A 23775-nucleotide genomic window follows, 5' to 3' on the forward strand; every position below is an offset into this window, starting at 1 on the left:
GTTTTTATCGGTATAAATTTGGTATCGGTTATTTTAAAAACCCTGATTTAAAAAGTTCTCTTTCCATTTCCTGCTGTACTTTCAGTGCTTCTGCCCTGGCCGCTTCTGCAAAATCTTTTTCGGTGGAAGCATAAATAATTGCCCTTGACGAATTAACGATCAAGCCACAATCTGTGTTCATTCCATATTTACAAACATCTGCCAGCGAGCCGCCTTGTGTGCCTACACCCGGGACGAGCAAAAAATGGTCAGGAACCAGCTTCCGCACTGCTGAAAATGCTTCGCCGCGCGTGGCTCCGATAACGTACATCAGTTGTTCGTTTGTTCCCCATCGTTGTGATTTTTGCAGTACTTGTTCAAACAATTTGTGCTGATTGCCGCCGGATAATTGAAAATCAGCATGGCTTTCATTAGAAGTCAAAGCCAGCAAAATTGCCCACTTATTTTGATAGGCTAAAAAAGGCATCACCGAATCTGATCCCATATAAGGCGCAACGGTAACGGCATCAAATCCCATCCCGGAAATTTCTCGGTCAAAAAAAGCTTTTGCATACATCTGCCCGGTATTGCCCAAATCGCCGCGCTTGGCATCTGCAATTTTAAAAATATCGGCCGGGATATAATTGCAGGTATCAATCAGGTTTTGCCAACCTTTTGCACCGTAACACTCGTAAAAAGCCGTATTTGGTTTATAAGCGATACATAAATCATGTGTGGCATCAATTATCTGGCGATTAAATTCGAGTACCGGGTTTTTTAAACCTTTTAAACAATCCGGTATTTTTTCTGGGTCAGTATCTAAACCGATACATAAAAAAGATTTTTTCTGCCGGATTTGATCAATTAGCTGCTGCCTGGAATACATGTTTTTAGCGGATAAAAAATCAAAATAAACAAAAAACCGTTGATTGGGCATTATATTTTTTTTAACCAAATAGTTTGAATTGTTATAAATATTGATTACAATTGCAGCGTTTTCGTGACGATTTTCCTGCATTTCAAAAAAACAGACTATTCTCCAATGCTTTTTTATCAGTTTCACTACTGAGATGTACGGTATCAGCAAAGAAAAATTTATTTCTACCAACAAATCTTAATTTAAAAGATAAATATTATCATATTTTCTCATGTTTAATACCACCGAACTGAACGACAAGCTCGTATCTGAGTTGCGTGAAATAGCCAAAGGTTTGGGCATTGCCCAGGCAGAAGAACTGCGCAAACAAGATCTGATCGCCCAAATCAGTAACAGTCAAACCCCAACGCCAGCACCTGCCGAAAGAGCCAAACCAGGCAGAAAACCTCGGGCCGCACAACCTGCCGCAGCTATGGCAGTGCCGGAAACACATTTGCAAACACCCGAAGCTGAAGCCCCTGCAAAAGAGGAGAAAGCTGATCCTGAGCCGGTTGTAACAGATCCCGGCACAGATGCGGAAGACAAACCGCGCAGAAGGACCCGGACGATAAAAGCAGCCAAAGATGACCAGGCAGATGCCGTACCGGAAATCAACTTTCCGGCTGCAGAACGTGTTTTGCCAAGATCAGAGCCGCAAAACCAGCCTGCAAGAACTACTGCACCTGCTCAAAATAATGCAGAAACTGTTCGCCGTTATAATGACAATCCTGCCGAAAACCGCCAGCCCAAATTTGAAAAGCGCTACAACAACGGTAACCAGAACAACCATCAAAACAATGGTAACCAAAGCACAAATCCACAGCAAAACAACATACCTGTTAATGCACCTAATAAACAGGCTGAACCGGCTGTAAACCTTGATTTTGATAATGTTATTGTAAATGAAGGTGTGCTGGAAATTATGCCCGATGGTTATGGTTTTTTGCGTTCTTCGGATTATAATTATCTGACTTCGCCGGATGATATTTATGTTTCCCAATCGCAGATTAAATTATTCGGGCTGAAAACCGGCGATACCGTTCGCGGCAGCATCCGCCCACCAAAAGAAGGCGAAAAATATTTTCCATTAGTCCGGGTAGAAGCAATCAACGGCCGTATTCCGTCTGAAGTGCGTGACCGTGTACCGTTTGATTTTTTAACGCCGCTGTTTCCGCAGGAACGTTTAAATTTATTTACAGAAGGCAACAATTATTCCACCCGTATTATTGATCTGTTTACACCGATTGGCAAAGGTCAGCGCGGTTTGATTGTGGCCCAGCCCAAAACCGGTAAAACAAGTTTGCTAAAAGATGTGGCCAATGCCATCGCTAAAAACCATCCGGAAGTTTATTTGATTATTTTACTGATTGATGAACGCCCGGAAGAAGTTACCGACATGGCCCGCAGTGTGCGCGCCGAAGTAGTCTCTTCTACCTTTGACGAACCTGCCGAACGGCATGTCAAAATCGCCAATATCGTGATGGAAAAAGCCAAACGCATGGTTGAGTGTGGCCATGACGTAGTGATTTTGCTGGATTCGATTACCCGTTTGGCACGTGCATATAATACTGTTGCGCCTGCATCCGGCAAAATTCTTTCCGGCGGTGTGGACGCTAATGCTTTACACAAACCAAAACGCTTTTTTGGTGCCGCCAGAAACATTGAAGACGGCGGATCGCTTACCATTATTGCCACGGCATTGATTGATACCGGCTCTAAAATGGACGAGGTGATTTTTGAAGAATTTAAAGGGACCGGCAATATGGAGCTTCAGTTGGACCGTAAATTATCCAACAAACGCATTTATCCAGCCATTGATCTTACTGCATCAAGCACACGCCGAGATGATTTATTGTTAGATCGGGAAACGCTACAACGTGTCTGGATTTTGCGCAACCATTTGGCCGATATGAACTCGCAGGAAGCAATGGAATTTTTGCAAGGTCAAATCAAAGGCACTAAATCCAACGAAGAATTCCTGATTAGCATGAACAGCTAAAATTTGTGTGTTTTAAGTTGTATGTTATAAGTTTGACATACGTAAAGTTAACGTATCACTTAAAACTTAAAACGTATTACGCTACATGAAGAAACATATTCCAAATTCCCTAACCTGTGCACATCTTTTTAGCGGTTGCGTGGGTATTGTTTTTGCTTTTCGGGGGAAACTGGATTTTGCGGCCTATGCTGTTTTTATCGCTGCTTTTTTTGATTTTCTGGACGGGATGGCCGCACGGTTACTTAAAGTTCATTCAGAACTTGGCAAACAATTGGATTCGCTGGCCGACATGGTAAGTTTTGGCGTTTTGCCCTCTGCAATTATTTTTCAATTGTTTCAGCTTCCGGATTCTGGATCAAACAATTTTTGGATATATAGTGCTTTTTTTATCGCTGTTTTTTCGGCTTTGCGTTTGGCAAAATTTAATTTAGATACCCGCCAGACCAACAGTTTCATCGGCTTGCCCACGCCGGCAAGTGCCATGCTTACAGCTTCTTTTCCGCTAATTTTGATGCAGGGCAATGCTTCTTTTACCAGTATAATTTTAAGCCCGTATTTTTTGATTATTTACATCATCATCAATTGCTGGCTGCTGGTGGCCGAGTTGCCGCTTTTATCGCTGAAATTTAAAAACCTGGTTTTTGCAGAAAATAGCTACCGTTATGCCCTGCTGATGGTTGGTTTGATTTCCCTGTTAATTTTTAAGTTTGCGGCAATACCGTTGATCATATTTTTTTATATTATTTTATCCATCATCCAAATCAGAACCACCAAAAATGAAGTTTCAAGCAGAAATTGATGTGATGCCCAAAAAAGAAATCCTGGACCCGCAGGGGAAAGCGGTTTCAGGAAGCATGAAAAACCTGGATTTGTCCGAAATAACCAATGTGCGCATTGGCAAACATGTTTCTTTAGAAGTTGAGGCCGATAACGAAAATACCGCCAAAGAAAAAGTTGAGCAGGCCTGCAAAAAATTATTGGCCAACCTAATTATGGAAAGCTATACTTTCACGCTGCATCAGGCTTAAACTTCTGCTTCAATCTGTTTTTTGATTTCCGAAAGCTGTTCTACTGTTTTTAGCACAGCTTTTTTTGTGAATTCAAATTGTGCGGTCAGGCCCGGGTTCAAACCGCCAGCCTTGGCACCTAATTCTATTTCCTGCATTTCATTTTTGATCCGGTCCATCCCGAAAAAACCCAGATTTGATTTTACCTTGTGCGCCAGTGAAGCCGTAGTTGTCCAGTCTTTCGAGGCAATTGCCCGGGAAATCTGACCAAAAATTTCCGGCGTTTGCACCAGGAACATATCAATCGATTCTACCAGAAATTCCTTGTTCCCATCGGCAATTTCTTCTAAAAAAGACAAGTCAAAATCTTGTTCGCTGCTTTGAGTATTCATATCTTCAATATTCATCTAATTGGTAAAAGCAATTTTTTTAACCAGCAGTCCGTCGCCAACTTCCTGCCTTAGTTCCTGTATCGTTTTGTTTAATATCGGGTGCACAAAATCGGGTATCAACTCATTCAGCGGCACCAGCGTAAACAAACGGTGTTGAATTTGCGGATGCGGTATTTTAAGCTGGGGCAAATCAATAATTTCTTTCCCGAAAAATAAAACATCGATGTCGATTGTACGGGAACCCCATTTTTTTGTTCTTTCCCGATGCAAAAAATTTTCAATTTTCTGTGTTTTTTCCAAAATTTTATCCGGTAAAAACAGCGTTTCCATTTCTACCACCTGATTTAAATAATCCGGCTGGCCGGTCACGCCCCAGGATTGGGTTTCGTAAATGGAAGAAGTCCGGATCGTGCGGCCAACATTTTTTTCCAGTTGCAGCAATGCTTCTTTTAGGTATGTTTTTTTGTCGCCCAAATTACTTCCCAATAAAAAATAAACCGTTTGCATGTTGTAACAAATTATGTGCGCAAAGCTCTAACATTTAACGTTATCGTTTTGCTAAGTTTGCAAAAAAGAATAGTTTTAAATGAAGCAGTTTTTCAAATTTGTTTTTGCCACCATTATCGGTGTTTTGCTGTGTTTGGTTATTTTTACTTTTATTGTTTTAGGGTTGATTTCTTCTGCCCGGAGCGATAAAAAAACCGATGTGGAAGCCAATTCTGTGCTTCGTCTGGCTTTTAATTATGATATTAAGGAGCGCACCTCTGCCAACCCGCTTTCCGGGATCCCGTTTTTAAACCTGAGCGTAAAAAAATCCATCGGCCTGAACGATATTCTGGCCAGCATCAAAAGGGCAAAAAACGACAGCAACATCAAAGGTATTTACCTTGATGAAAGTTATATGCTTTCCGGCCAGGCCACTTCCGAAGAAATCCGCAACGCGCTGATCGACTTTAAAAAATCAGGGAAATTTATACTGTCTTACGGCGAAATTTACACACAAGGCGCATATTATTTGGCTTCTGTGGCCGATAAAATCTATATCAACCCGAAAGGGATTTTTGAGTTCCGCGGTTTTCATTCCGAATATACCTTTTTTAAAGGCGCGCTGGATAAATTGGGTATTGAAGCACAAGTGATTAAAGTGGGTACGTTTAAAAGTGCCGTTGAGCCGTTTATTCTGGATAAAATGAGCGATGCCAACCGCCTTCAGGTCAACTCTTATCTGGGTTCTTTGTATGATTATTTCCTCACCAACATTGGCAAAAGCCGTAACCTGAGCAAAGATTCGCTGTTCAACATCGCCAATGACCTTAAAATTAAATATCCCGAAGATGCCTTAAAATATAAGCTGGTTGACGGTTTAAAATACAAAGACGAAGTTTTGACCGAACTGAAAAAACGCAGCGGCATCGATCAAAATAGTGATTTGAACATGGTTGAACTGGCCGATTATAATGATCCGGACGAAAACAAAGATTCTGGCTCTTCAAACACACGCATTGCCGTAATTTATGCTTCGGGCGATATTGGCAGTGGCGAAGGTGATGATAATTCGATCGGTTCTGAAGGGATTTCCAAAGCCATCCGCAAAGCGCGTTTGGATAAAAAAGTAAAAGCAGTTGTGTTGCGCATCAATTCGCCGGGCGGCAGTTCGCTGGCTTCGGATGTGTTGTGGCGCGAAGTTTATCTCACCAAAAAAGTAAAACCAATTATTGTTTCTATGGGCGATGTGGCTGCTTCCGGCGGTTATTACATGGCTTGCGCCGCGGATTCCATTTACGCACAACCCAATACCATTACCGGTTCTATCGGGATTTTTGCGATTTTGCCAAACATGAAAAACTTTTTGAACCAGAAACTGGGCGTAACTTTTGATGGCGTAAAAACCGGAAAATTTGCTGATCTGGGCGATGTAACGCGTCCGCTAAACCCGGCAGAGCGCGCAATTTTGCAGGATCAGGTAAATCATGGTTACCTGGATTTTACAAATGCGGTGGCATCAGGCCGGAACAAAACACAGAAATATATCGACAGCATTGGTCAGGGCCGCGTTTGGACCGGTGCACAAGCGTTAAAAATCGGTTTGGTTGATAAATTGGGCGGTTTGGATGCGGCCATTCGTTCGGCGGCGGCAAAAGCAAAAATTTCGGATTATAAATTAGTAGCTTATCCGGAGCAAAAATCACTGCTGGAAAACTTTGGCGCAGGTTTAACTTCCGAAGTAAAAACTTATATGATGAAGCAGGAACTTGGCGACAATTACAAGTATTACAACGATCTGCAAACCATCCTGAAATACAGCGGCGCGCAAATGCGGTTGCCTTATAAGCTGGATATCCGCTGATATTTTTCTGAAATAATCCAACAAAAGCCACTTCGCAAAAGGTGGCTTTTGTATTTTTGATGCTTCTTTTACCCCTGTTTTTTATGGAAAATAAACAAATTTCCCGGCATCTCCGCTTCCTTTCGCAGTTGATGGAGCTGCACGAAGAAAACCCTTTCAAAATAAAATCCATTGCCAATGCTGCTTTTAAGGCAGATAAACTGCCGTTTCCGCTGGCTGGGAAAACGCTGGCCGAACTGGACAAAATTGATGGTATCGGCAAAAGCATCGCCGTAAAAATTGAAGAACTGCTGGAAACCGGCACACTGAAAGAAACCGAAAGTTATATAGAAAAAACGCCGGCCGGCATTATTGATATGCTGCGGATCAAAGGCATCGGCCCGAAAAAAATCGTTATCATCTGGCACGAACTGCACATTGATTCTGTTGGCGAATTGTATTATGCCTGCAACGAAAACCGGCTGATCGAGGCCAAAGGTTTTGGGTTGAAAACGCAGGAACAGATCAAAAAAACGATTGAGTTTGATATTGCCTCGCAAGGGAAATTTTTGTACGCGCAGGCGGAAGCGATCGAACATGACTTGCTGCAAAACCTGGATGCTTCTTTTACCGGCATAAAAACAGCATCGGCAGGGCAGTTCCGCCGAAAACTGGAAATTGTGGACGAACTGGTTGTAGTGATTGCTGCTGAAGATCAGGCAAAATTAATTTCGGCTTTGAATGAAGTTTCTTATCTAAAATTTGATTCTCAAAACGAAACTTTCTGGTATGGAAAAACCGAACATGGCATGTTGGTAAAACTGGTTTTTTGTGTCCCGGAGGATTTTGTGAAAACTGTATTTATCGAAACCGGCAACCCGGAGCATGTGCAAAATGTGTTTTCGAGGATTTCGGATGTAGATTTTCAACCCAAAACCGAAGTAGAAATTTATGAAAAAGCCGGTTTGCCTTTTATCGAACCGGAACTGCGGGAAGGGATTTACTGGATAAAAAAAGCATCTGCAGGAAAATTGCCGCAACTGATTACATTTAAAGATTTACGCGGAACGCTGCACAACCACAGCACCTGGAGCGATGGCGTGAACACGCTGGAAGAAATGGCTTTATATAGTCGGGATCAACTTAAACTGGAATATTTCGGCATTTGCGATCATAGCAAAAGTGCGTTTTATGCCAGCGGTTTGAGCATAGAACGCGTTTTGCAGCAAATGGAGGAAGTAGATTCGATCAACAAAAAAATTCAAAATTTTAAGATTTTTAAAGGGATTGAATCTGATATTTTGAGCGACGGATCGCTGGATTATCCGCAGGAAATACTCGAAAAATTTGATTTTGTGGTGGCTTCTGTACATTCAAATTTGCGGATGAACGAGGAAAAGGCGATGGAAAGGTTGATTAAAGCTATTGAAAATCAGCACACTACGATCCTCGGCCATCCAACCGGAAGATTACTGCTGAGCCGGGACGGTTATCCGGTGGATTACACTAAACTTATAGATGCCTGCGCGGCAAATGGTGTGGTGATCGAGATCAATGCCAACCCGCTACGCTTGGACCTGGATTGGCGATGGCACCAATATGCGCTGGAAAAAGGCGTTTTTTTGTCCATCAACCCGGATGCGCACCGAACGACTGGTTTGTGGGACATGCACTATGGTATCCACGTGGCGCGCAAAGGCGGTTTATCCAGGGCAATGTGCCTGAACGCGTTATCGGGGATGGAAATTGATGCTTTTTTTCAAGCGCAAAAAGACAAAAATTTAGTCGGTAAAAGAAGCATTGCACTTTAATTATCTCTTTCAAAATTGAAAACCAATTTAAAAAAACCGCTTAAAATCCTGGTCATCCGGCTAAGTTCGATGGGCGATGTTATTTATACCACGCCGGTGGTGCGCTGCCTGAAACTGCAATTGCCCGGAGCGGAAATCCATTTTTTAACAAAACCGCTTTTTAAATATATTTATGAAGGAAACCCGTATCTGGACAAGCTTCTTTTACTGCATGAAAATTTGAACGATACGATTAATGAGATCAAGGCTGAAAATTATGATTACCTGATTGATCTGCACAACAACCTGCGCACTTCGATTATCAAGTTTAAAACCGGAATTCCGGCTTCAACCCTAATCAAACATCCTATAAAAAAATGGCTTTATTTGAAATTGAGGTGGAATCTGCTCCCCGGAAAACATATTGTTGAACAGTATTTGGGAACGGTGCTGTTTTTAGGGGTGAAAAATGATGGCCAGCCGATAAATTATTATGTAAAGCAGCCGTATAATCTGGCGGGATTGCTGCCTGTTTCGCACCAAAAAAACTTTGTGGTTTTTATCATCGGCGCAACGCATTTTACCAAACGGATGCCAAATGAAAAAGTCATCAGCATCTGCAAGAGAATCGATTTGCCGGTTGTGCTGCTTGGCGGGAAAGACGTGGAGGCGAACGGCGATGAAATTGCTTCTTTTACAGGCAAAAATATTTACAATGCCTGCGGAAAGATCAGTTTGGACCAATCGGTTTTTATCCTGACGAAAGCCGAAAAAATAATTGGTTTTGATACCGGTTTAACGCATATTGCCGAAGCTTTTGCTGTACCGATTGCTTCGGTTTGGGGCAGTACAGTGCCGGAACTGGTAGGCGTTTGGCCGTATCAAACCAAAAATGCAGAAGTGGTTGGGGTTGATTTATATTGTCGGCCCTGCTCAAAATATGGTTTGGAAAAATGTCCGTTAGGGCATTTTAAATGTATGCACGATATTTCGGATGAGCAATTGATAAACTTTGCGAACACTTCTTCCTAAAGTATCTATTTGAAAAATCATATGCATAAAAACCGACTTTTTGTAATCCTTGCGTTTATGTTTTTAAACTGTACAGCGGAGGCGCAAACCGTAAAGTTTGGGGTTAAAGCAGGTATTAATTTTGCCTCGGTCAGTGCTTACGATAATCCCACAAACTCAACTTATCAAAATAAAAGTTACGGTAATTTTAGATTTGGAGGGATTGCAGAGATCAACTGGCATAAACTGGCCATTCAAACAGAGCTGATTTTAGATGGAAAAGGCGGTATTGATACTTATATCAACCCGGAAAACAGCACCAACAGGCGTAAAAACACGCGCTTATGTTACCTGGAAACCCCAATCGTTTTTTTGTATAAAATCCCTACTAAAACCGGCACCTTACTTTTTGGCGGAGGCCCTTATGCCGCTTATGGCATCAGCGGAAAATATTCGTTGTCGGGTATTGTTTTTGATTCTGCGATTGATGGCAGCAATCAGGTTGTGTTTGGGAATAATGAAAACAGCGACTATAAACGCACCGATTACGGTTTAAATTTGAGGGCAGAAATCCGGCTTTTGCATGGCATTGGTTTTGGTATAAATTACGAATATGGCTTACGAAACATCGCCACGCCCAGTGTTTACGATGATATAGATATCAAAACGCGCAACAAAGTTCTCGGGATTGCTGTTTCCTATCTGTTCAATAATCATTAATGCTTCTTTTACCTATGAAAAAATTGATCTTGATCCGCCACGGTGAGGCTATACCGAAAACAACTCCAATTGAAGATTTTGACCGTGATTTAACCGACACCGGCAAACAACAATCGGCACAAATGGCCGCCAGACTATTGAACAGTATCCCTACACCAAATATGTTTGTCAGCAGTCCGGCCATTCGGGCTTTAAACACAGCACATATTTTTGCCGCTACTTTTGGTTTTGATGAACCGGTCATCAACCCCAAAATATACGAAGCCGATGCAGAAACATTGTTAAAAATAGTTAACCAGCTGAATAATGATTTTGAACAGGTTTGTTTAACAGGCCACAATCCGGGTATTAGCAACCTGTTGTATTATTTAACCGGAAAAATTACCACCATGGCCACAAGTGCTTGGGCTGAAATTGAACTGAATGCAGAAAACTGGGCCAAAGTAAGTATCGGAACAGGAACTTTATTACAGTATCAGCAGCCTTGAACACATCAGGTCAAGCTATAAGATTTTCCGGGTAAAGAACGTACCAAGCCCTGCATTTCAAGGTTTAACAGGTTCATGGCCAGAATACTGACCGGTAAATTAGTTTTTAAAGACAGGTCATCAATCCCTGTTTGCCCAGCGGATTTCAACATTTCAAAAATTTGTTTTTCTTCGGAAGACAAATCCAACGGAAACAATAATTGTTGTTTTTTGACGGGCAAAACCTGATCCAGCCAGCCCATTTGTTCGGCCAGATCTGCATAACTGGTCAGCAAACCGGCTTTGTTAAACCGGATCAAAAAATTGCAGCCTTCCGAAAACTCGTCCCCTATCCTGCCGGGGAAAGTAAAAACATCGCGGTTGTAAGAATTGGCAATTTCCGCAGTAATCAATGCGCCGCCTTTTAAGCTGGCCTCCACTACAATTGTGGCATCGGCCATACCGGCAACCACACGGTTTCTTCTGGGGAAATTTTCCCGGTCAGGATTGGTTTGCGAAGGAAACTCGGTAAGCAAACCACCGTTTTCCAACATTTTTTCGGCCGTATTACGATGTACCGCAGGATACAGCCGGTCCAAGCCATGGCCCAAAATCCCGACGGTTGCAACTTGTTGTTTTAAACAGGCTTTGTGCGCACAAATATCAATACCGTAAGCCATGCCGCTAATTACAGTTACCTCGTAATTTTTAAGTGAATCCACCAGTTCTTCGCACAATTGTCGGCCATAATTAGTTGCTTTTCGCGTGCCAACTATGCTGATGATCCGCTTCTGGTTTAAATCTGCATTGCCTTGATAATACAACATCATTGGCGAATCCACACAGGATTTTAATCTCTTGGGATAAGCAGCATCTGTAAAAAATATTGCTTTAACGTGGTTTTTCCGGATAAATTCAAGTTCTGTTTCGGCGCGTTTATGGCAATCGGCATTTAAAATTGAAGCTGCCATTTTTGGGCCGATGCCGGGGATTTGCAATAATTTGTGGCGGGAAGTTTTAAAAATCTGTTCGGCACTTCCGCAGTAACTGATCAGGTTTTTGGCAAGCACATCTCCGATTCCGGGCACAAAAGTTAAGGCAAGCTGATCTAAAAGAGACATAAATAATTTCTTCTAAATTAAGAAAATTATTTACAAATCAACCAATACTGTTTTTACAATATAAATTTTGTGTGATCAAATGGTTATGTAGATCACATTTTTGGTTTCAAAAAAAGCTCCGGTAAAAAAATCACTTAATAAAAATTCCTTCACATCTAAGCCGGATTCGGCAATTTCCTGAGTCAGATCGCCGCCTTTCAAATATAAAATCCCGTTTTTAAGCTGATTTTTGGATTGCTTATTAAATTTGTTTTTCACCCAGGGATAAAAGTCCTTTAATTGTGTGACCGCTCGGGAAACCACAAAATCAAATTTTTCGTCAATATCTTCTGCACGGGCATGTGTGGCTTTTACATTTTGCAAACCTAAACGCTGCGATACTTCTTTTACCACCTTTATTTTCTTGCCGATGGAATCGACCAGATGAAACCGGGTTGCGGGAAACAATATGGCTAAAGGAATGCCTGGAAAACCGCCGCCGGTGCCTACGTCCAACACTTTTTCGTCGGGCAAAAAAGAAATGATTTTGGCGATACCGAGTGAGTGCAATACGTGGCGTTCGTATAGCAGGTCAATATCTTTACGTGAAATAACGTTGATCTGTTCGTTCCAGAACCTGTACAATTGCTGTAACTGCTTAAATTGATCCTGCTGCTGCGATGTTAAATCCGGGAAATACTTCAGCAAAAAATCAGAAGTCACTGTTTACGTCTTTTTTTCTTCTGTTCAGCACGTTAGACAATAAATCCCTCGCCCTGAATAATTGTGCCTTAACAGTGCCCAGCGGTAAATCCAGTGCTTTGGCAATTTCATCGTAGGAAAGTTCTTCAAAATAACGAAGCATAATCAGGTTGCGGTAACGTTGCGGCAAGCCTTCAACAATCAGCTTTAACTCCTGCGCCTGCTGTTTTTTGATCGATGATTCTTCCGGGTTCAGCATATCTGATTTAATTTGCAGCGGCTGGTTGTTTCCTTCTTCATCCACCAAACGATCAATAGAAAGCGTGTTCAGCTTTTTTTTACGGATAAAATCGATACAATTATTGGTTGCAATACGGAAAAGCCAGGTGCTAAAAGCAAATTCCGGCTGGTATTTATCCAGTTTCTGGAAGGCTTTGCCAAAGGTTTCAACGGTTAAATCCTGCGCATCGTCTTTATTGTTGACCATCTTGAGCACCATAAAATAGATGGATTCTTTATAACGCTGCATCAAATCGGCATAAGCTTTCTGCTCGCCTTTCCTGGCACGCACCACCAGGTTAAAATCGTTTTTTGCGTTTTCAGAAAAGTTAACGTTTATTTCCATCTCAGATTTTTTGTAACCAATCCAACCATCCCGAACACGTTGAGGTATAAATAATAAAACAGATCCAAGAATGGGAATTTCCATATCAGATCGGCGGCGTCCAGCTTTTTAAAAATTGCCTGGTAAAAGAAGCATTGTAACATCAGCCTGAAAACGTACAAACCTGCAACTATTACCGGTTCAATTTTAAGGCAAAGCAACACTACTAACAAGGTAAAAAAAATAAACCCGCTCAACGCATCTAAAGTAAGCAATATACGGTTTTTTCTTTTGTAATATTTCCCAACGCCCATATGCCGCTTTTTCTGCCGGTAATAAGCGCGTAAACTTGTTTTTGTTTCGCTGAAAGTATAGGCACCGGGCTGGATTTGCACTGCCGTGTTAAGCCGGTTTGCGTTTTGATTAACAAACAAATCATCATCGCCAGACAGCAGGTGCATGTGTGCCGCAAAACCCTTCGCCCCAAAAAACAACGATTTGGTGTAGGCTAAATTTCGGCCAACGCCCATGTAGGGTTTATTGTTTAAGGCTGAAGACAGGTAACTGATTGCTGTTTTTACGGTCTCAAATCTGACAAATGTATTTAAAAACCCGGAAGTTTTTTGGTAGGGTGAATAACCCAGCACCAGTTCTTTACCGGCTGTAAAACCATGCTGCATCAAACGCACCCACTGATCTGATGCGGGCCTGCAATCTGCATCCGTAAGCAGTAAATATTCGTTTTTTGCGGCTTTAATGCCCATCGTCAAAGCAAATTTTTTCCCTGTTTTAAAATGCCGACTTTCGGTAACGGTTACTATTTTAAGGTTCGGGTACTCGGTTTTGAAATGATCAAGGATATGTGGAGAACTGTCCCCCGAGCAATCGTTCACCACAACTACTTCAAAATCCGGATAATCCTGATTCAGGATAAATGGTAGGTTTTGCTGCAGGTTTTCAGTTTCATTACGCGCACAGATTACAACAGAAACCGGCAAAACCTGATCAGATAATACTGTTTTTATGCCTACTTTTTTAAAAGACAAATTTTGCGAAACCAGGAAATAAAGCTGGATGATAAAACAAAGCAAAAACAGTGCGAGCAGAATATGGGGTAATGGTACTTCCAAAACAAAAATTTTTCGGAAGGCAAATTTCTTAAAAAGAAACCGCATTACCGTACTTACCTGCAATAAATCGAAAAGCAAAACGCTTTTATTTGCTATTTTTGCTGTAAAAAGAGGTGTATAAATGAAGTTTCAACACATTGCCCAGGATCCGTTTTCTAAAGCCCGGGCAGGGGAAATTACAACAGGTCATGGCGTTGTCCAAACACCTATATTTATGCCGGTGGGCACGGCCGGTACGGTAAAAGCGGTGCACCAGCGCGAACTTTCGGATGATGTTAAAGCGCAGATCATCCTCGGCAACACTTATCATTTGTACCTGCGGCCGGGTTTAAATACGTTAGAACAGGCTGGCGGTTTGCATAAATTTATCAATTGGGACAAGCCGATTTTGACGGATAGCGGAGGTTATCAGGTTTATTCATTAACCGAAGTACGGAAAATCAAGGAAGACGGCGTTACTTTCCGCTCGCATATCGATGGCTCCAAACATTTGTTCACGCCCGAAAACGTAATGGACACGCAGCGCACTATCGGTGCCGATATTATTATGGCTTTTGATGAATGCACGCCTTATCCCTGCGAATATGGCTATGCGCGCCGTTCTATCGACATGACGCACCGCTGGCTGAAACGCTGCTGCGACCGCTTTGATCAAACTGAACCTAAATATGGTTATCCGCAAACACTTTTTCCTATCGTCCAGGGTTCAGTTTACAAAGATTTGCGGGAGAAATCTGCAGAAGTAATTGCTTCGTTCGAGCGGGAAGGAAATGCCATCGGCGGCCTTTCTGTAGGCGAGCCGGCGGAGGAAATGTATGCCATGACAGAGGTAGTCTGCAACATTTTACCTCAGCATAAACCACGCTATCTGATGGGTGTTGGGACACCGGTAAACCTGTTGGAAAACATTGCTTTGGGCATCGATATGTTTGATTGCGTGATGCCTACACGCAACGGCCGCAACGGAATGCTTTTTACACGAAACGGCATTATCAACATTAAAAATGAAAGATGGAAAAACGATTTTTCAATGATTGATGCCGAAAGTGATTTGTTTGCAGATCAGCATTATTCTAAGGGTTATTTGCGCCATTTAATCCATTCCGGAGAGATGCTTGGCGCACAGATTGCCACGCTCCACAATCTGCATTTCTATTTATGGCTGGTAAAAACAGCACGCGAAAAAATTATCGAAGGTACTTTTTACAGCTGGAAAGAAAATATGGTAAAAACACTTGCCCAACGTTTATAATGCGCAGATTAACAAAACGTTACCTTAAAATTATTGATTGGTACATTATCAATAAATACCTGGGCACTTTTGTGTTTACATTAGGTATTTTTCTGGTGATCATCATCGTGTTTGATATTTCGGAAAAACTGGACGACTTTTTAAAAAATCATTTGAGTTTCTGGTTTGTGGTCACGCATTACTATTTTGGTTTTATCCCGTTTTACCTCAACTTTTTATCGCCCTTAATTAATTTTATTGCGGTTATTTTTTTTACGGCGAAAATGGCCGATTTGACCGAAATTGTGCCTATCTTAAGCGGTGGGGCCAGCTTTAATCGGTTTTTGCGGCCTTATGCTTTCTCGGCTACAATTATTTTCCTGGTTTCATTGATTTTTAATGTTTACATCATACCGCACACCAACCAGCTCAAATCTACTTTTGAAAACACTTATGTAAGCAATGGCAACAACCAGCAGCAAAGTGAAGTGCACATGCAATTGGATAAAAAAACTTATATCTATGTACAATCCTTTGATGAGGCACAAAAAACCGGCTATCAGTTTGCTTTAGAAAAGTTCGACCACGATTCCCTCCGACAGAAAACTACAGCAACACGCATTGTTTACGATTCTTTAAAGCATGTTTGGTCGCTGATGGATTATTCTACCCGATACGTTAACGGATTAAAAGAAAAATTAGTGAGCGGAACCAAAAAAGATACTATTTTGGATGTCAAACCATCAGATTTTCAGGCGCATAACAATTTGTATGATGCAATGCCGATGAAAGAGTTGAACACCAATATTGAGAAAGAAAAAATTCGTGGAACCGGCATCATGGTAGATTTGTTGTATGAAAAATACCAGCGCTTTGTTTACCCCTTGTCTTCTTATATTTTAACGCTGATTGGTGTGGCTATGTCGTCCCGTAAAGTGCGTGGCGGCATCGGTTTGCCGTTGGGGATTGGTATCTTTTTGTGTTTTGCCTACATTGTTACCGTTCAGTTTTCAAAAGTTTTTGCTTTAAAAGGGGGTTTGCCGCCTATCATAGCTGTTTTTATACCCAATATAATTTTTGGGATACTTGGCTTATACCTGCTTAAAAAAGCCCCCAAATAAATGAAGTTTAAACCTGCCATTACAGAATTAGAAAAAAACCTGCTATTGCTGCATGCTACTGTTTTTATCTGGGGGTTTACCGGCATCTTGGGTGCGCTAATTTCCATTTCGGCAGTTTATTTGGTTTGGTATCGGCTGCTGATCGCTTTTGTATCACTTTTTTTATACTTTATCATTGCTAAAATTGATTTTAAAATCAGTTGGAAATACCTGCTTCAATTTATCTTCACCGGTGCAATTATTGGTTTGCACTGGCTTCTTTTTTTCCAGTCGATCAAAATTTCTACTGTATCCGTTACCTTAGTTTGTCTATCGGCAACAACGTTGTTCACAGCCGTTTTTGAGCCTTTGGTAACCAGTAAAAGTATTTCCAAGCTCGAAATCATGGCCGGGCTGATTATTATCACCGGTATTGTTTTAATTTTTAAATTTGAAACCCGATACACTAAGGGCATTATTTTAGGGTTGATCAGTGCTTCGGCAGCCAGCATATTTACCATCATAAATTCGCAATTTGCCAAACAGAAACCTGCACCGGTAATTGCTTTTTATGAACTTTCCGGTGCTTTTCTTTGGATTTCGATTTACCTTTTTTTTACAGGCGGTTTCCATAAAAGTTTTGCTTTAAACAAAGATGATATGATTTATTTACTGATTTTAGGAACCCTGTGCACTTCAGTAGCCTATGTGGCAGGCGTATCGGTAATGCAATATATATCTGCTTTCCGGGTGGCGTTGATTACTAATCTGGAACCTGTTTACGGGATTATCCTGGCTTTTATTTTCTTTGGGGACCTTAAAAAAATGACACCCGGATTTTGGATTGGGGCGGGGTTAATCCTTTCCACCATATTTTTATTTCCGGTTGCACAACAAAAAATTGCAGCTTATAAGTTAAAAAGAAACAGTATTAGATAGATTTTAAATTTTTTGTAAACTATATTAAATCAACAGTTTATATCTAATATACTAAATTCTTAAATTAGTTAAAATGATTATTAAGAATCGTTTTACGCTAACTTTTTTAGGATTTAATTAATTCTAATGGTTTTTAAATTGATAAAAATTTAACTATCAGCATAATAACACTTTTCAATTAAAAATTTTGATTAAATAAAATGTTAATGTTAGAATATTAAAAACTACCTGATTTACATCAGAAATTTTGCAATTTATGTACCGAAATAAAATTCCTATAAGAGTTTTTAAATTAAATTTTGCACATGGCTATTAGTGATTCAAAAACATTAAGATCACCAAAAATGTTCTTCAAATAATTATGAAAACCAAAACGCTTTTAATCATATCACTAACTGTTTTGATCACGATCACGCTGATGCAAAATACAGACGAGGTAAATTTTAAAGTGCTGTTCTGGAATTTATACCTGCCTAAATTAGTCATCTTAACCGGCACACTTTTTTTAGGCATCATTATAGGTTTGATCCTGGCAAGCAGGCCATCACGTGCTGAAAAATATGAGGATCAAAATAATTATCAAAAACCTAACGATACACTAAGCCCCGAAGACCGGGATTACATCAGCGATTGAAATGAAAGAAAAAATTGGATTTATCGGTTTAGGCAATATGGGTTTGCCCATGGCCAAAAACCTCATCAAAGCAGGATATAATTTACAGGTTTATAACCGCAGGGCTGTTAAAGCGGAAGAATTGGATCAAACCAAAATCATCGTTTGCCAAACACCGGCCGAGGCTGCTGCTAATGTACAATTTGTAATTTCCATGCTTTCTGAAGATGCTGTTTTAGAAGAGGCTGTTTTGGGAGAAAATGGCTTGATAAAATCCATCAAAAAAGATGCGGTACATATTTCGATGAGTACGGTTTCGCCTGAAACTTCCATTAGGTTAGATGAATTGCACCGGCAAAATAGCTCGCACTATCTGACCGCTCCGGTTTTTGGCCGGCCGGAAGCTGCCGCGGCGCAAAAGCTATTTGTTTGCGTTTCCGGAAAAACATCGGTAAAAGAAGCATCCAAACCGATTTTAGAAGCCATGAGCCAGGGGATTTTTGATTTTGGCGAAGAAGCCGGAAAAGCCAATGTAGTTAAAATTGCCGGTAATTTTATGATTATGGCTTCGATGGAAATGATGGCCGAAGCGTTTACGTTGGGCGAGAAAAACGGTATCGATCCGCAGCAAATGGCTGATTTTTTTGGCTCAACGCTGTTTAACGCACCTATTTATCAAAATTATGGTAAACTGATTGCTGAAAAAAGCTATGAGCAGGTTGGTTTTAAAGCGAAATTAGGTTATAAAGATGCCCGTCTGGCAATGGCTTTATCACAAAAAAGCGAAATGCCGATGCCGCTTGCCGCCGCCGTACACAACCGATTGCTTACGGCTGTTGCAAAAGGTTGGGGAGACTGCGACTGGGCGGAAGGTTTCGGCCGCGGCGTAACCGATGATGCGGGTATCTAACCTAAATCAAACATTATAAAAAACCCGGTTTGCCTGCTCAAGTTCTTGCAAATCAGGTTTTTGGTTGAAAATACCAAACACGGAAGCCCCGCTCCCACTCATGGCGGCATACAACGCGCCGTTTTGGTACAATGCTTCTTTTACCCATAAAATTTGGGGATGATGTCGGAAAATGGAAACTTCAAAATCATTTTTAACTTTTGTTTTCCATTCTTCAACCGGTGATTTTAAAACTGATTTCAAATCAAATGCTGCAGGTTTAGGTTGTACACTTGCATAAGCTTCCGCTGTGGAAACATAAACGGGCGGCATCACCAAAACCAAATAGTACGCAGAAAGATCAAGCTCCAATTCTTCAAACTGATCGCCTTTATCAAAAGCAAAAACCGGTTTATTATCGATAAAAAAAGCACAATCGGCACCTAATTGCCGGGCATAGTCCTTCATGTTTTCTGCTGATAAATTAAGGTTGCAGAGATCATTTATCAACCTGATAAAAAAGCCGCAATCCGCAGAACCGCCGCCCAAACCTGCACCAATCGGGATATTTTTATGCAGATGGATTTTCATCGGCGGCAAATCTAAGTCCCTTTTAATCAATTCGTAAGCTTTTAAACACAAGTTGTTTTCCGGGTTGCCTGGGATGAAAATCCCGGAAGAAGTGAACTGCGTTGCCTCACCTAAAACCACTTCAAGCGCATCATTGATTTTGATTGGACAAAAAGCGGTTTCCAGGTTATGATAACCGTCGGCACGTTTAGAAACCACATTTAAACCGATATTGATTTTGGCATTCGGGAAAACGATCATCAGTTATTTCAGCTTAATTTCCACATTTGTAGGATTCCAAAAATAGATTATTTTTCTTTGCAGAAAGGCGATGCTTCTTTTATCGACCAAAAATCAACATGAAACAATACCAGGATTTGATGCGCCACGTTTTGGAAACCGGCAACCAGAAACATGACCGCACCGGCACCGGCACCATCAGCGTTTTTGGCTACCAGATGCGGTATAATTTGCAGGAAGGTTTCCCGGTGGTCACTACCAAAAAACTGCATCTAAAATCCATCATTCACGAATTGCTGTGGTTTTTGAGCGGCGATACCAACATCAAATATCTGAAAGAAAATGGCGTAAAAATTTGGGACGAATGGGCGGATGCCGAAGGAAACCTTGGTCCGGTTTACGGTTACCAGTGGCGCAGCTGGCCAACGCCGGACGGTGGCCATATTGATCAGATCAAACAAATTGTGGATCAGTTAAAAAACAATCCCGATTCGCGCCGCATCATTGTTTCGGCCTGGAACGTGGCCGACGTAAATAAAATGGCTCTGCCGCCTTGCCATTGTTTTTTTCAGTTTTATGTGGCCGATGGAAAATTGTCCTGCCAGTTGTACCAGCGCAGTGCCGATATTTTTCTGGGCGTGCCGTTTAATATTGCTTCTTACGCTTTGCTCACGCTGATGCTGGCGCAGGTTTGCAACCTCGAACCCGGCGATTTTATCCATACTTTGGGCGATGCGCACATCTATAATAACCATTTGGAACAAGCTCATTTACAGTTGACCCGCGAGCCGAAAACATTGCCGAAAATGAAAATCAACCCAAACGTAAAAGATATTTTCAGCTTTAAGTTTGAAGATTTTACCTTGGAAAATTACGAAGCCTGGCCGCATATTAAAGGACAGGTGGCAGTTTAAATAAATTTTGCGATGAAGAATTTCGGTCCTGATCCAAAAACCGTTTTCCCGCTGGAACCATATAAAAACATGGTCTTCCTGAAAAATATCATTAAAAACACAAACATTATTGTGGGCGATTACACCTATTATGATGATTTTGAAAACCCAGAAAACTTTTTAAAAAACGTGAAATACCATTTTGATTTTACGGGCGACCAACTCATTATCGGTAAATTTTGTATGATTGCTTCAGGTGCAGAATTTATTATGAACGGTGCCAACCATCTCAGCAAAGCCATCAGCGCGTATCCTTTTGCCATTTTTGGTAAAGGCTGGGACAATGCAATGGATGGCAAAAGTTATCCGACAAGAGGAAATATAGTAATTGGAAATGATGTTTGGATTGGTTATAAAGCCACCATTATGTCTGGCGTTTGCGTTGGCGACGGTGCAATTATCGGATCAAGATCTGTAGTAACCAAAGATGTGGAACCATACAGTATTGTGGGCGGTAATCCGGCAAGATTGATTCGGAAAAGATTTGATGAGGCCAAAATCAAGAAACTACTCGAAATAAAATGGTGGAATTGGGATGTCGAAAAAATAACTGCTAACGTTGCCAACTTAACAGGTAATCAATTGGATATTTTAATTTAAATTGTCCAGGATTTGCCTATTACCCCAAATTTTACCCTATAAAAGAAGCATCATGTTTAAAAAGCTAATTTTAATTACTGTTTTTACCACCTTTTTTTTAGAAAGTAAAGCGCAAAAATTATCTATGCCGGACGATATTGCCAAAGCTTATCAAAAAGGCACGCATTTGCTAAACGGCAAACCGGGCAAAAATTATTGGCAAAACCATGGCAATTATAAAATTTCGGTAACGGCATTGCCGCCAGACCGGCTGATCCGCGGGACGGAGGAAATTACTTATTTCAACAACAGTCCGGACACGCTGAAGCAATTGGTGATGCGCATCATCCAAAACTCCCACAAACGTGCAACCCGAAACCCAAACAGCAAGCTGGACACGTTAAGCAACGGAACGGTGATTGATAAATTTGTGGTTAACGGAAAAATTAAAGCCTTGCCTGATAACCCGGGCCATTTTACGTGGCAAAACGTGGATTTAGATAAACCTTTGCTTCCGCATGATTCTATCAAACTTTCGGTTGACTGGCATTATTTTATTTCGCCCCAAAAAGGCCGCGAAGGCATAATTGACAGCACCACTTTTTTCCTGGCGTATTATTATCCGCGGGTTTCGGTTTATGATGATTACAACGGCTGGGACAGATTGGATTTTACCGGCGGACGCGAGTTTTACAACGATTTTAACAATTATGTTTTCCAGGTAACGGCACCAAAAAACTTTGTGGTTTGGGCTACCGGAACGCTTCAAAACCCGGCGGCAGTGCTACAGCCTGCTTATGCAAAGCGTTTGAACGAATCCATGTCTTCTGACGAAATCTTCAACATCGCCACAAAAACAGAAATGCTGAGCAAGCAGGTAACGGCCCAAAACCCAACCAACACCTGGAAATTTTTTGCCAACGATATTACCGACGTTACCCTGGCTTTGAGCAATCATTTTGCCTGGGATGCCGGCAGCACCATTGTGGACGAGAAAACCAAACGCCGCGCCAGTGTGCAGTCTGCTTACAATGACACCGCGCGGGATTTTCACCAGATGGTAAAGTTTGGCAAACATGCGCTCAGCTGGTTTTCTGCAAACTGGCCGGGCGTGCCTTATCCTTTCCCGAAAACCACAATAGTGCAGGGTTATGCCGATATGGAATACCCGATGATGGTGAACGACGATACCAATCAAGACCCGGCGTTTTCCCAGTTTGTGGCCGAGCATGAAATTGCGCATACCTGGTTTCCGTTTTATATGGGCATCAACGAATCTACCTATGGTTTTATGGATGAAGGCTGGGCAACTACTTTTGAGTATTTAATTGGCCAGGTTGATTTAGGGAAAGAAAAAGCTACCGAGAATTACAAACAATTCCGGGTGAACCGCTGGATCAAAAATCCGAACATCAAAACAATACAACAACCGATCGTCATGCGTGGCGAACTGCAGTCCGGCCGGATTTTGGGCGATAACGAATACGGAAAACCATCTTTGGCTTATCTGGCTTTGAAAGATATGCTGGGCGATGATCTGTTTAAAAAGAGCCTGCATGCATTTATGGACCGCTGGCATGGTAAGCACCCCATTCCCTGGGATTTCTTTTATTCGATGAGCAATGCTTCGGGTAAAAACCTGGACTGGTTTTGGAACAACTGGTTTTTCTCTACCAATTATATTGATCTTTCTGTTCAAAAACTGGATCAAACCAGAAAAGGTTATAATCTGGTAGTTGATAACATTGGCGGTTTTGCCGTTCCGTTTGATGTTGTAATAACTTATAACGACGGCAGCACGCAAACCTTCCATCAAACACCGGCTGTCTGGGAAAAAAACCAGAAACAAACCAGCGTGCTTCTTTTATCCACTAAAAAAATTGCTTCGGTTACATTGGACGGAGGGATTTGGATGGATGCCGATGTAAGCAACAACACGTTTACCGTTCCGGCCAAATGACGATTAGCTTAATTGCGGCTGTTTCATCCAACAATGTCATCGGAAAAAACAACCAGCTGATTTGGCATTTGCCGGCAGATATGAAACATTTTAAACTGCTCACAACCGGCCATGCTGTTTTTATGGGCAGAAAAACGTACGATTCCATCGGGAAACCGCTGCCCAACCGCCGCAATATCGTAATCAGCAGAACGGTGAAAAAAATTGAAGGTTGCGAGGTTGTGGCTTCGGTGGAAGCAGGTTTTAAACTTTGTGCCGGGCAGGAAAAGGTTTATATCATTGGCGGGGCAGAAATTTACCGTGAAGCTTTACCGTTAGCAAATCAGATCGAGCTGACCCGCGTTCATCAGGATTTTGACGGTGATACGTTTTTTCCGGAAATCAACCCAAAACAATGGCAGGAAATTAAGCGGGAAGATTTCGGGCCGGACGAAAAAAATGCTTATGCTTATTCGTTCATCACCCTAAACCGCTGCTAATGGCCAATGCTTCTTTTATCAACTAAAAAAACCAAAATTGTGTTTTTTTGTTAGCTTTGCCGTCTTGTAAAAAACCCCT

General features: G+C 41.5%; 25 protein-coding genes. 17 read left to right on the forward strand and 8 right to left on the reverse strand.

Features of this window, described 5'->3' with window-relative positions; genetic code table 11:
- Positions 1–28: 28 nt before the first annotated feature.
- Positions 29–916: an orotidine-5'-phosphate decarboxylase gene (pyrF, locus tag ACOFKR_RS11585; protein ID WP_419800961.1), complete on the reverse strand. Its 888-nt coding sequence runs from the start codon at positions 914–916 to the stop codon at positions 29–31.
- A 211-nt stretch (positions 917–1127) separates the two neighbouring features.
- Between pyrF and rho the strand changes: the two genes are divergently transcribed.
- The 3 genes from rho (at position 1128) to purS (ending at position 3922) form a co-directional block, all read left to right on the forward strand.
- Complete coding sequence (gene rho / locus ACOFKR_RS11590) at positions 1128–2894, forward strand: transcription termination factor Rho (RefSeq protein WP_419800962.1); 1767 nt, start codon at positions 1128–1130, stop codon at positions 2892–2894.
- 85 nt (positions 2895–2979) lie between these two features.
- Positions 2980–3693 carry a CDP-diacylglycerol--serine O-phosphatidyltransferase gene (gene pssA / locus ACOFKR_RS11595; RefSeq protein ID WP_419800963.1) on the forward strand — a complete coding sequence of 238 codons (714 nt, stop codon included), beginning with the start codon at positions 2980–2982 and terminating at the stop codon, positions 3691–3693.
- Positions 3671–3922, forward strand: coding sequence for a phosphoribosylformylglycinamidine synthase subunit PurS (gene purS / locus ACOFKR_RS11600; protein WP_419800964.1), 252 nt, complete (start codon positions 3671–3673; stop codon positions 3920–3922). Before pssA ends, purS begins: the two co-directional genes overlap by 23 nt.
- On the opposite strand, the gene ACOFKR_RS11605 is transcribed toward purS, so the two are convergent.
- Positions 3919–4308 (reverse strand): Hpt domain-containing protein, encoded by a 390-nt coding sequence (locus tag ACOFKR_RS11605; protein WP_419800965.1) that lies wholly within the window; start codon positions 4306–4308, stop codon positions 3919–3921. The two genes, purS and ACOFKR_RS11605, sit on opposite strands and share 4 nt — an antisense overlap.
- Positions 4309–4800 (reverse strand): 2-amino-4-hydroxy-6-hydroxymethyldihydropteridine diphosphokinase, encoded by a 492-nt coding sequence (gene folK / locus ACOFKR_RS11610; RefSeq protein ID WP_419800966.1) that lies wholly within the window; start codon positions 4798–4800, stop codon positions 4309–4311.
- Positions 4801–4879: 79 nt separating this feature from the next.
- Here folK and sppA point away from each other — a divergent pair, with 79 nt between their 5' ends.
- The 5 genes from sppA to ACOFKR_RS11635 all read left to right on the forward strand — a co-directional run bounded on the left by sppA (position 4880) and on the right by ACOFKR_RS11635 (position 10628).
- On the forward strand, positions 4880–6640 hold the full coding sequence (gene sppA / locus ACOFKR_RS11615) for a signal peptide peptidase SppA (protein WP_419800967.1): 1761 nt from the start codon (positions 4880–4882) through the stop codon (positions 6638–6640).
- Between the two features lie 83 nt (positions 6641–6723).
- Positions 6724–8430: a helix-hairpin-helix domain-containing protein gene (locus ACOFKR_RS11620; protein WP_419800968.1), complete on the forward strand. Its 1707-nt coding sequence runs from the start codon at positions 6724–6726 to the stop codon at positions 8428–8430.
- Positions 8431–8445: 15 nt separating this feature from the next.
- Positions 8446–9441, forward strand: a complete 996-nt coding sequence (locus tag ACOFKR_RS11625; RefSeq protein ID WP_419800969.1) for a glycosyltransferase family 9 protein — start codon at positions 8446–8448, stop codon at positions 9439–9441.
- Between the two features lie 21 nt (positions 9442–9462).
- Positions 9463–10140 carry a porin family protein gene (locus tag ACOFKR_RS11630; protein WP_419800970.1) on the forward strand — a complete coding sequence of 226 codons (678 nt, stop codon included), beginning with the start codon at positions 9463–9465 and terminating at the stop codon, positions 10138–10140.
- Between the two features lie 14 nt (positions 10141–10154).
- The gene (locus ACOFKR_RS11635; RefSeq protein ID WP_419800971.1) at positions 10155–10628 is read left to right on the forward strand and encodes a SixA phosphatase family protein; all 474 of its coding nucleotides are present in this window, start codon (positions 10155–10157) and stop codon (positions 10626–10628) included.
- 5 nt (positions 10629–10633) lie between these two features.
- On the opposite strand, the gene dprA is transcribed toward ACOFKR_RS11635, so the two are convergent.
- The 4 genes from dprA to ACOFKR_RS11655 form a co-directional block, all read right to left on the reverse strand.
- Positions 10634–11728, reverse strand: a complete 1095-nt coding sequence (gene dprA / locus ACOFKR_RS11640) for a DNA-processing protein DprA (RefSeq protein WP_419800972.1) — start codon at positions 11726–11728, stop codon at positions 10634–10636.
- A gap of 75 nt (positions 11729–11803) precedes the next feature.
- Positions 11804–12430 (reverse strand): 16S rRNA (guanine(527)-N(7))-methyltransferase RsmG, encoded by a 627-nt coding sequence (gene rsmG, locus ACOFKR_RS11645; protein WP_419800973.1) that lies wholly within the window; start codon positions 12428–12430, stop codon positions 11804–11806.
- Positions 12420–13034, reverse strand: coding sequence for an RNA polymerase sigma factor (locus tag ACOFKR_RS11650; RefSeq protein WP_419800974.1), 615 nt, complete (start codon positions 13032–13034; stop codon positions 12420–12422). Before ACOFKR_RS11650 ends, rsmG begins: the two co-directional genes overlap by 11 nt.
- On the reverse strand, positions 13025–14143 hold the full coding sequence (locus ACOFKR_RS11655; RefSeq protein ID WP_419800975.1) for a glycosyltransferase: 1119 nt from the start codon (positions 14141–14143) through the stop codon (positions 13025–13027). The genes ACOFKR_RS11650 and ACOFKR_RS11655 overlap by 10 nt, the downstream gene beginning before the upstream one ends.
- A gap of 121 nt (positions 14144–14264) precedes the next feature.
- Between ACOFKR_RS11655 and tgt the strand changes: the two genes are divergently transcribed.
- From tgt to ACOFKR_RS11680, 5 genes are all read left to right on the forward strand, one after another.
- Complete coding sequence (tgt, locus tag ACOFKR_RS11660; protein ID WP_419800976.1) at positions 14265–15395, forward strand: tRNA guanosine(34) transglycosylase Tgt; 1131 nt, start codon at positions 14265–14267, stop codon at positions 15393–15395.
- Entirely contained in the window at positions 15395–16495 is a 1101-nt protein-coding gene (locus tag ACOFKR_RS11665; RefSeq protein WP_419800977.1) for an LptF/LptG family permease, read from the forward strand. Before tgt ends, ACOFKR_RS11665 begins: the two co-directional genes overlap by 1 nt.
- Positions 16496–17413 (forward strand): DMT family transporter, encoded by a 918-nt coding sequence (locus ACOFKR_RS11670; protein WP_419800978.1) that lies wholly within the window; start codon positions 16496–16498, stop codon positions 17411–17413.
- A 361-nt stretch (positions 17414–17774) separates the two neighbouring features.
- A complete protein-coding gene (locus ACOFKR_RS11675; RefSeq protein ID WP_419800979.1) occupies positions 17775–18047 on the forward strand; it encodes a hypothetical protein in 273 nt (90 codons plus the stop codon).
- A gap of 1 nt (position 18048) precedes the next feature.
- Positions 18049–18936, forward strand: coding sequence for an NAD(P)-dependent oxidoreductase (locus ACOFKR_RS11680; RefSeq protein ID WP_419800980.1), 888 nt, complete (start codon positions 18049–18051; stop codon positions 18934–18936).
- A gap of 6 nt (positions 18937–18942) precedes the next feature.
- On the opposite strand, the gene ispE is transcribed toward ACOFKR_RS11680, so the two are convergent.
- Positions 18943–19746, reverse strand: coding sequence for a 4-(cytidine 5'-diphospho)-2-C-methyl-D-erythritol kinase (gene ispE, locus ACOFKR_RS11685; RefSeq protein ID WP_419800981.1), 804 nt, complete (start codon positions 19744–19746; stop codon positions 18943–18945).
- A gap of 98 nt (positions 19747–19844) precedes the next feature.
- Between ispE and ACOFKR_RS11690 the strand changes: the two genes are divergently transcribed.
- The 4 genes from ACOFKR_RS11690 to ACOFKR_RS11705 are packed head-to-tail and all read left to right on the forward strand — an operon-like array spanning position 19845 to position 23696.
- A complete protein-coding gene (locus tag ACOFKR_RS11690; RefSeq protein ID WP_419800982.1) occupies positions 19845–20639 on the forward strand; it encodes a thymidylate synthase in 795 nt (264 codons plus the stop codon).
- Positions 20640–20651: 12 nt separating this feature from the next.
- Positions 20652–21278, forward strand: a complete 627-nt coding sequence (locus ACOFKR_RS11695) for a CatB-related O-acetyltransferase (RefSeq protein WP_419800983.1) — start codon at positions 20652–20654, stop codon at positions 21276–21278.
- Positions 21279–21330: 52 nt separating this feature from the next.
- The gene (locus tag ACOFKR_RS11700) at positions 21331–23217 is read left to right on the forward strand and encodes a M1 family metallopeptidase (RefSeq protein WP_419800984.1); all 1887 of its coding nucleotides are present in this window, start codon (positions 21331–21333) and stop codon (positions 23215–23217) included.
- A complete protein-coding gene (locus tag ACOFKR_RS11705) occupies positions 23214–23696 on the forward strand; it encodes a dihydrofolate reductase (RefSeq protein ID WP_419800985.1) in 483 nt (160 codons plus the stop codon). The genes ACOFKR_RS11700 and ACOFKR_RS11705 overlap by 4 nt, the downstream gene beginning before the upstream one ends.
- Positions 23697–23775: the final 79 nt, after the last annotated feature.

Origin of the sequence: Mucilaginibacter sp., from assembly GCF_965201005.1 — a bacterium.
GTDB lineage: Bacteria > Bacteroidota > Bacteroidia > Sphingobacteriales > Sphingobacteriaceae > Mucilaginibacter_A.

Bases quoted from the DNA above. Each gene is read 5' to 3' on its own strand.
- dprA (WP_419800972.1), bottom strand. From the start codon at position 11,728: ATGTCTCTTTTAGATCAGCTTGCCTTAACTTTTGTGCCCGGAATCGGA.
- sppA (WP_419800967.1), top strand. From the start codon at position 4,880: ATGAAGCAGTTTTTCAAATTTGTTTTTGCCACCATTATCGGTGTTTTG.
- ACOFKR_RS11670 (WP_419800978.1), top strand. From the start codon at position 16,496: ATGAAGTTTAAACCTGCCATTACAGAATTAGAAAAAAACCTGCTATTG.
- ACOFKR_RS11680 (WP_419800980.1), top strand. From the start codon at position 18,049: ATGAAAGAAAAAATTGGATTTATCGGTTTAGGCAATATGGGTTTGCCC.
- pyrF (WP_419800961.1), bottom strand. From the start codon at position 916: ATGCCCAATCAACGGTTTTTTGTTTATTTTGATTTTTTATCCGCTAAA.
- ACOFKR_RS11665 (WP_419800977.1), top strand. From the start codon at position 15,395: ATGCGCAGATTAACAAAACGTTACCTTAAAATTATTGATTGGTACATT.
- ACOFKR_RS11675 (WP_419800979.1), top strand. From the start codon at position 17,775: ATGAAAACCAAAACGCTTTTAATCATATCACTAACTGTTTTGATCACG.
- ACOFKR_RS11695 (WP_419800983.1), top strand. From the start codon at position 20,652: ATGAAGAATTTCGGTCCTGATCCAAAAACCGTTTTCCCGCTGGAACCA.
- tgt (WP_419800976.1), top strand. From the start codon at position 14,265: ATGAAGTTTCAACACATTGCCCAGGATCCGTTTTCTAAAGCCCGGGCA.
- purS (WP_419800964.1), top strand. From the start codon at position 3,671: ATGAAGTTTCAAGCAGAAATTGATGTGATGCCCAAAAAAGAAATCCTG.
- ACOFKR_RS11620 (WP_419800968.1), top strand. From the start codon at position 6,724: ATGGAAAATAAACAAATTTCCCGGCATCTCCGCTTCCTTTCGCAGTTG.
- ACOFKR_RS11690 (WP_419800982.1), top strand. From the start codon at position 19,845: ATGAAACAATACCAGGATTTGATGCGCCACGTTTTGGAAACCGGCAAC.
- ACOFKR_RS11630 (WP_419800970.1), top strand. From the start codon at position 9,463: ATGCATAAAAACCGACTTTTTGTAATCCTTGCGTTTATGTTTTTAAAC.
- ACOFKR_RS11705 (WP_419800985.1), top strand. From the start codon at position 23,214: ATGACGATTAGCTTAATTGCGGCTGTTTCATCCAACAATGTCATCGGA.
- ispE (WP_419800981.1), bottom strand. From the start codon at position 19,746: ATGATCGTTTTCCCGAATGCCAAAATCAATATCGGTTTAAATGTGGTT.
- rho (WP_419800962.1), top strand. From the start codon at position 1,128: ATGTTTAATACCACCGAACTGAACGACAAGCTCGTATCTGAGTTGCGT.
- ACOFKR_RS11700 (WP_419800984.1), top strand. From the start codon at position 21,331: ATGTTTAAAAAGCTAATTTTAATTACTGTTTTTACCACCTTTTTTTTA.
- ACOFKR_RS11650 (WP_419800974.1), bottom strand. From the start codon at position 13,034: ATGGAAATAAACGTTAACTTTTCTGAAAACGCAAAAAACGATTTTAAC.
- ACOFKR_RS11635 (WP_419800971.1), top strand. From the start codon at position 10,155: ATGAAAAAATTGATCTTGATCCGCCACGGTGAGGCTATACCGAAAACA.
- pssA (WP_419800963.1), top strand. From the start codon at position 2,980: ATGAAGAAACATATTCCAAATTCCCTAACCTGTGCACATCTTTTTAGC.
- ACOFKR_RS11605 (WP_419800965.1), bottom strand. From the start codon at position 4,308: ATGAATATTGAAGATATGAATACTCAAAGCAGCGAACAAGATTTTGAC.
- folK (WP_419800966.1), bottom strand. From the start codon at position 4,800: ATGCAAACGGTTTATTTTTTATTGGGAAGTAATTTGGGCGACAAAAAA.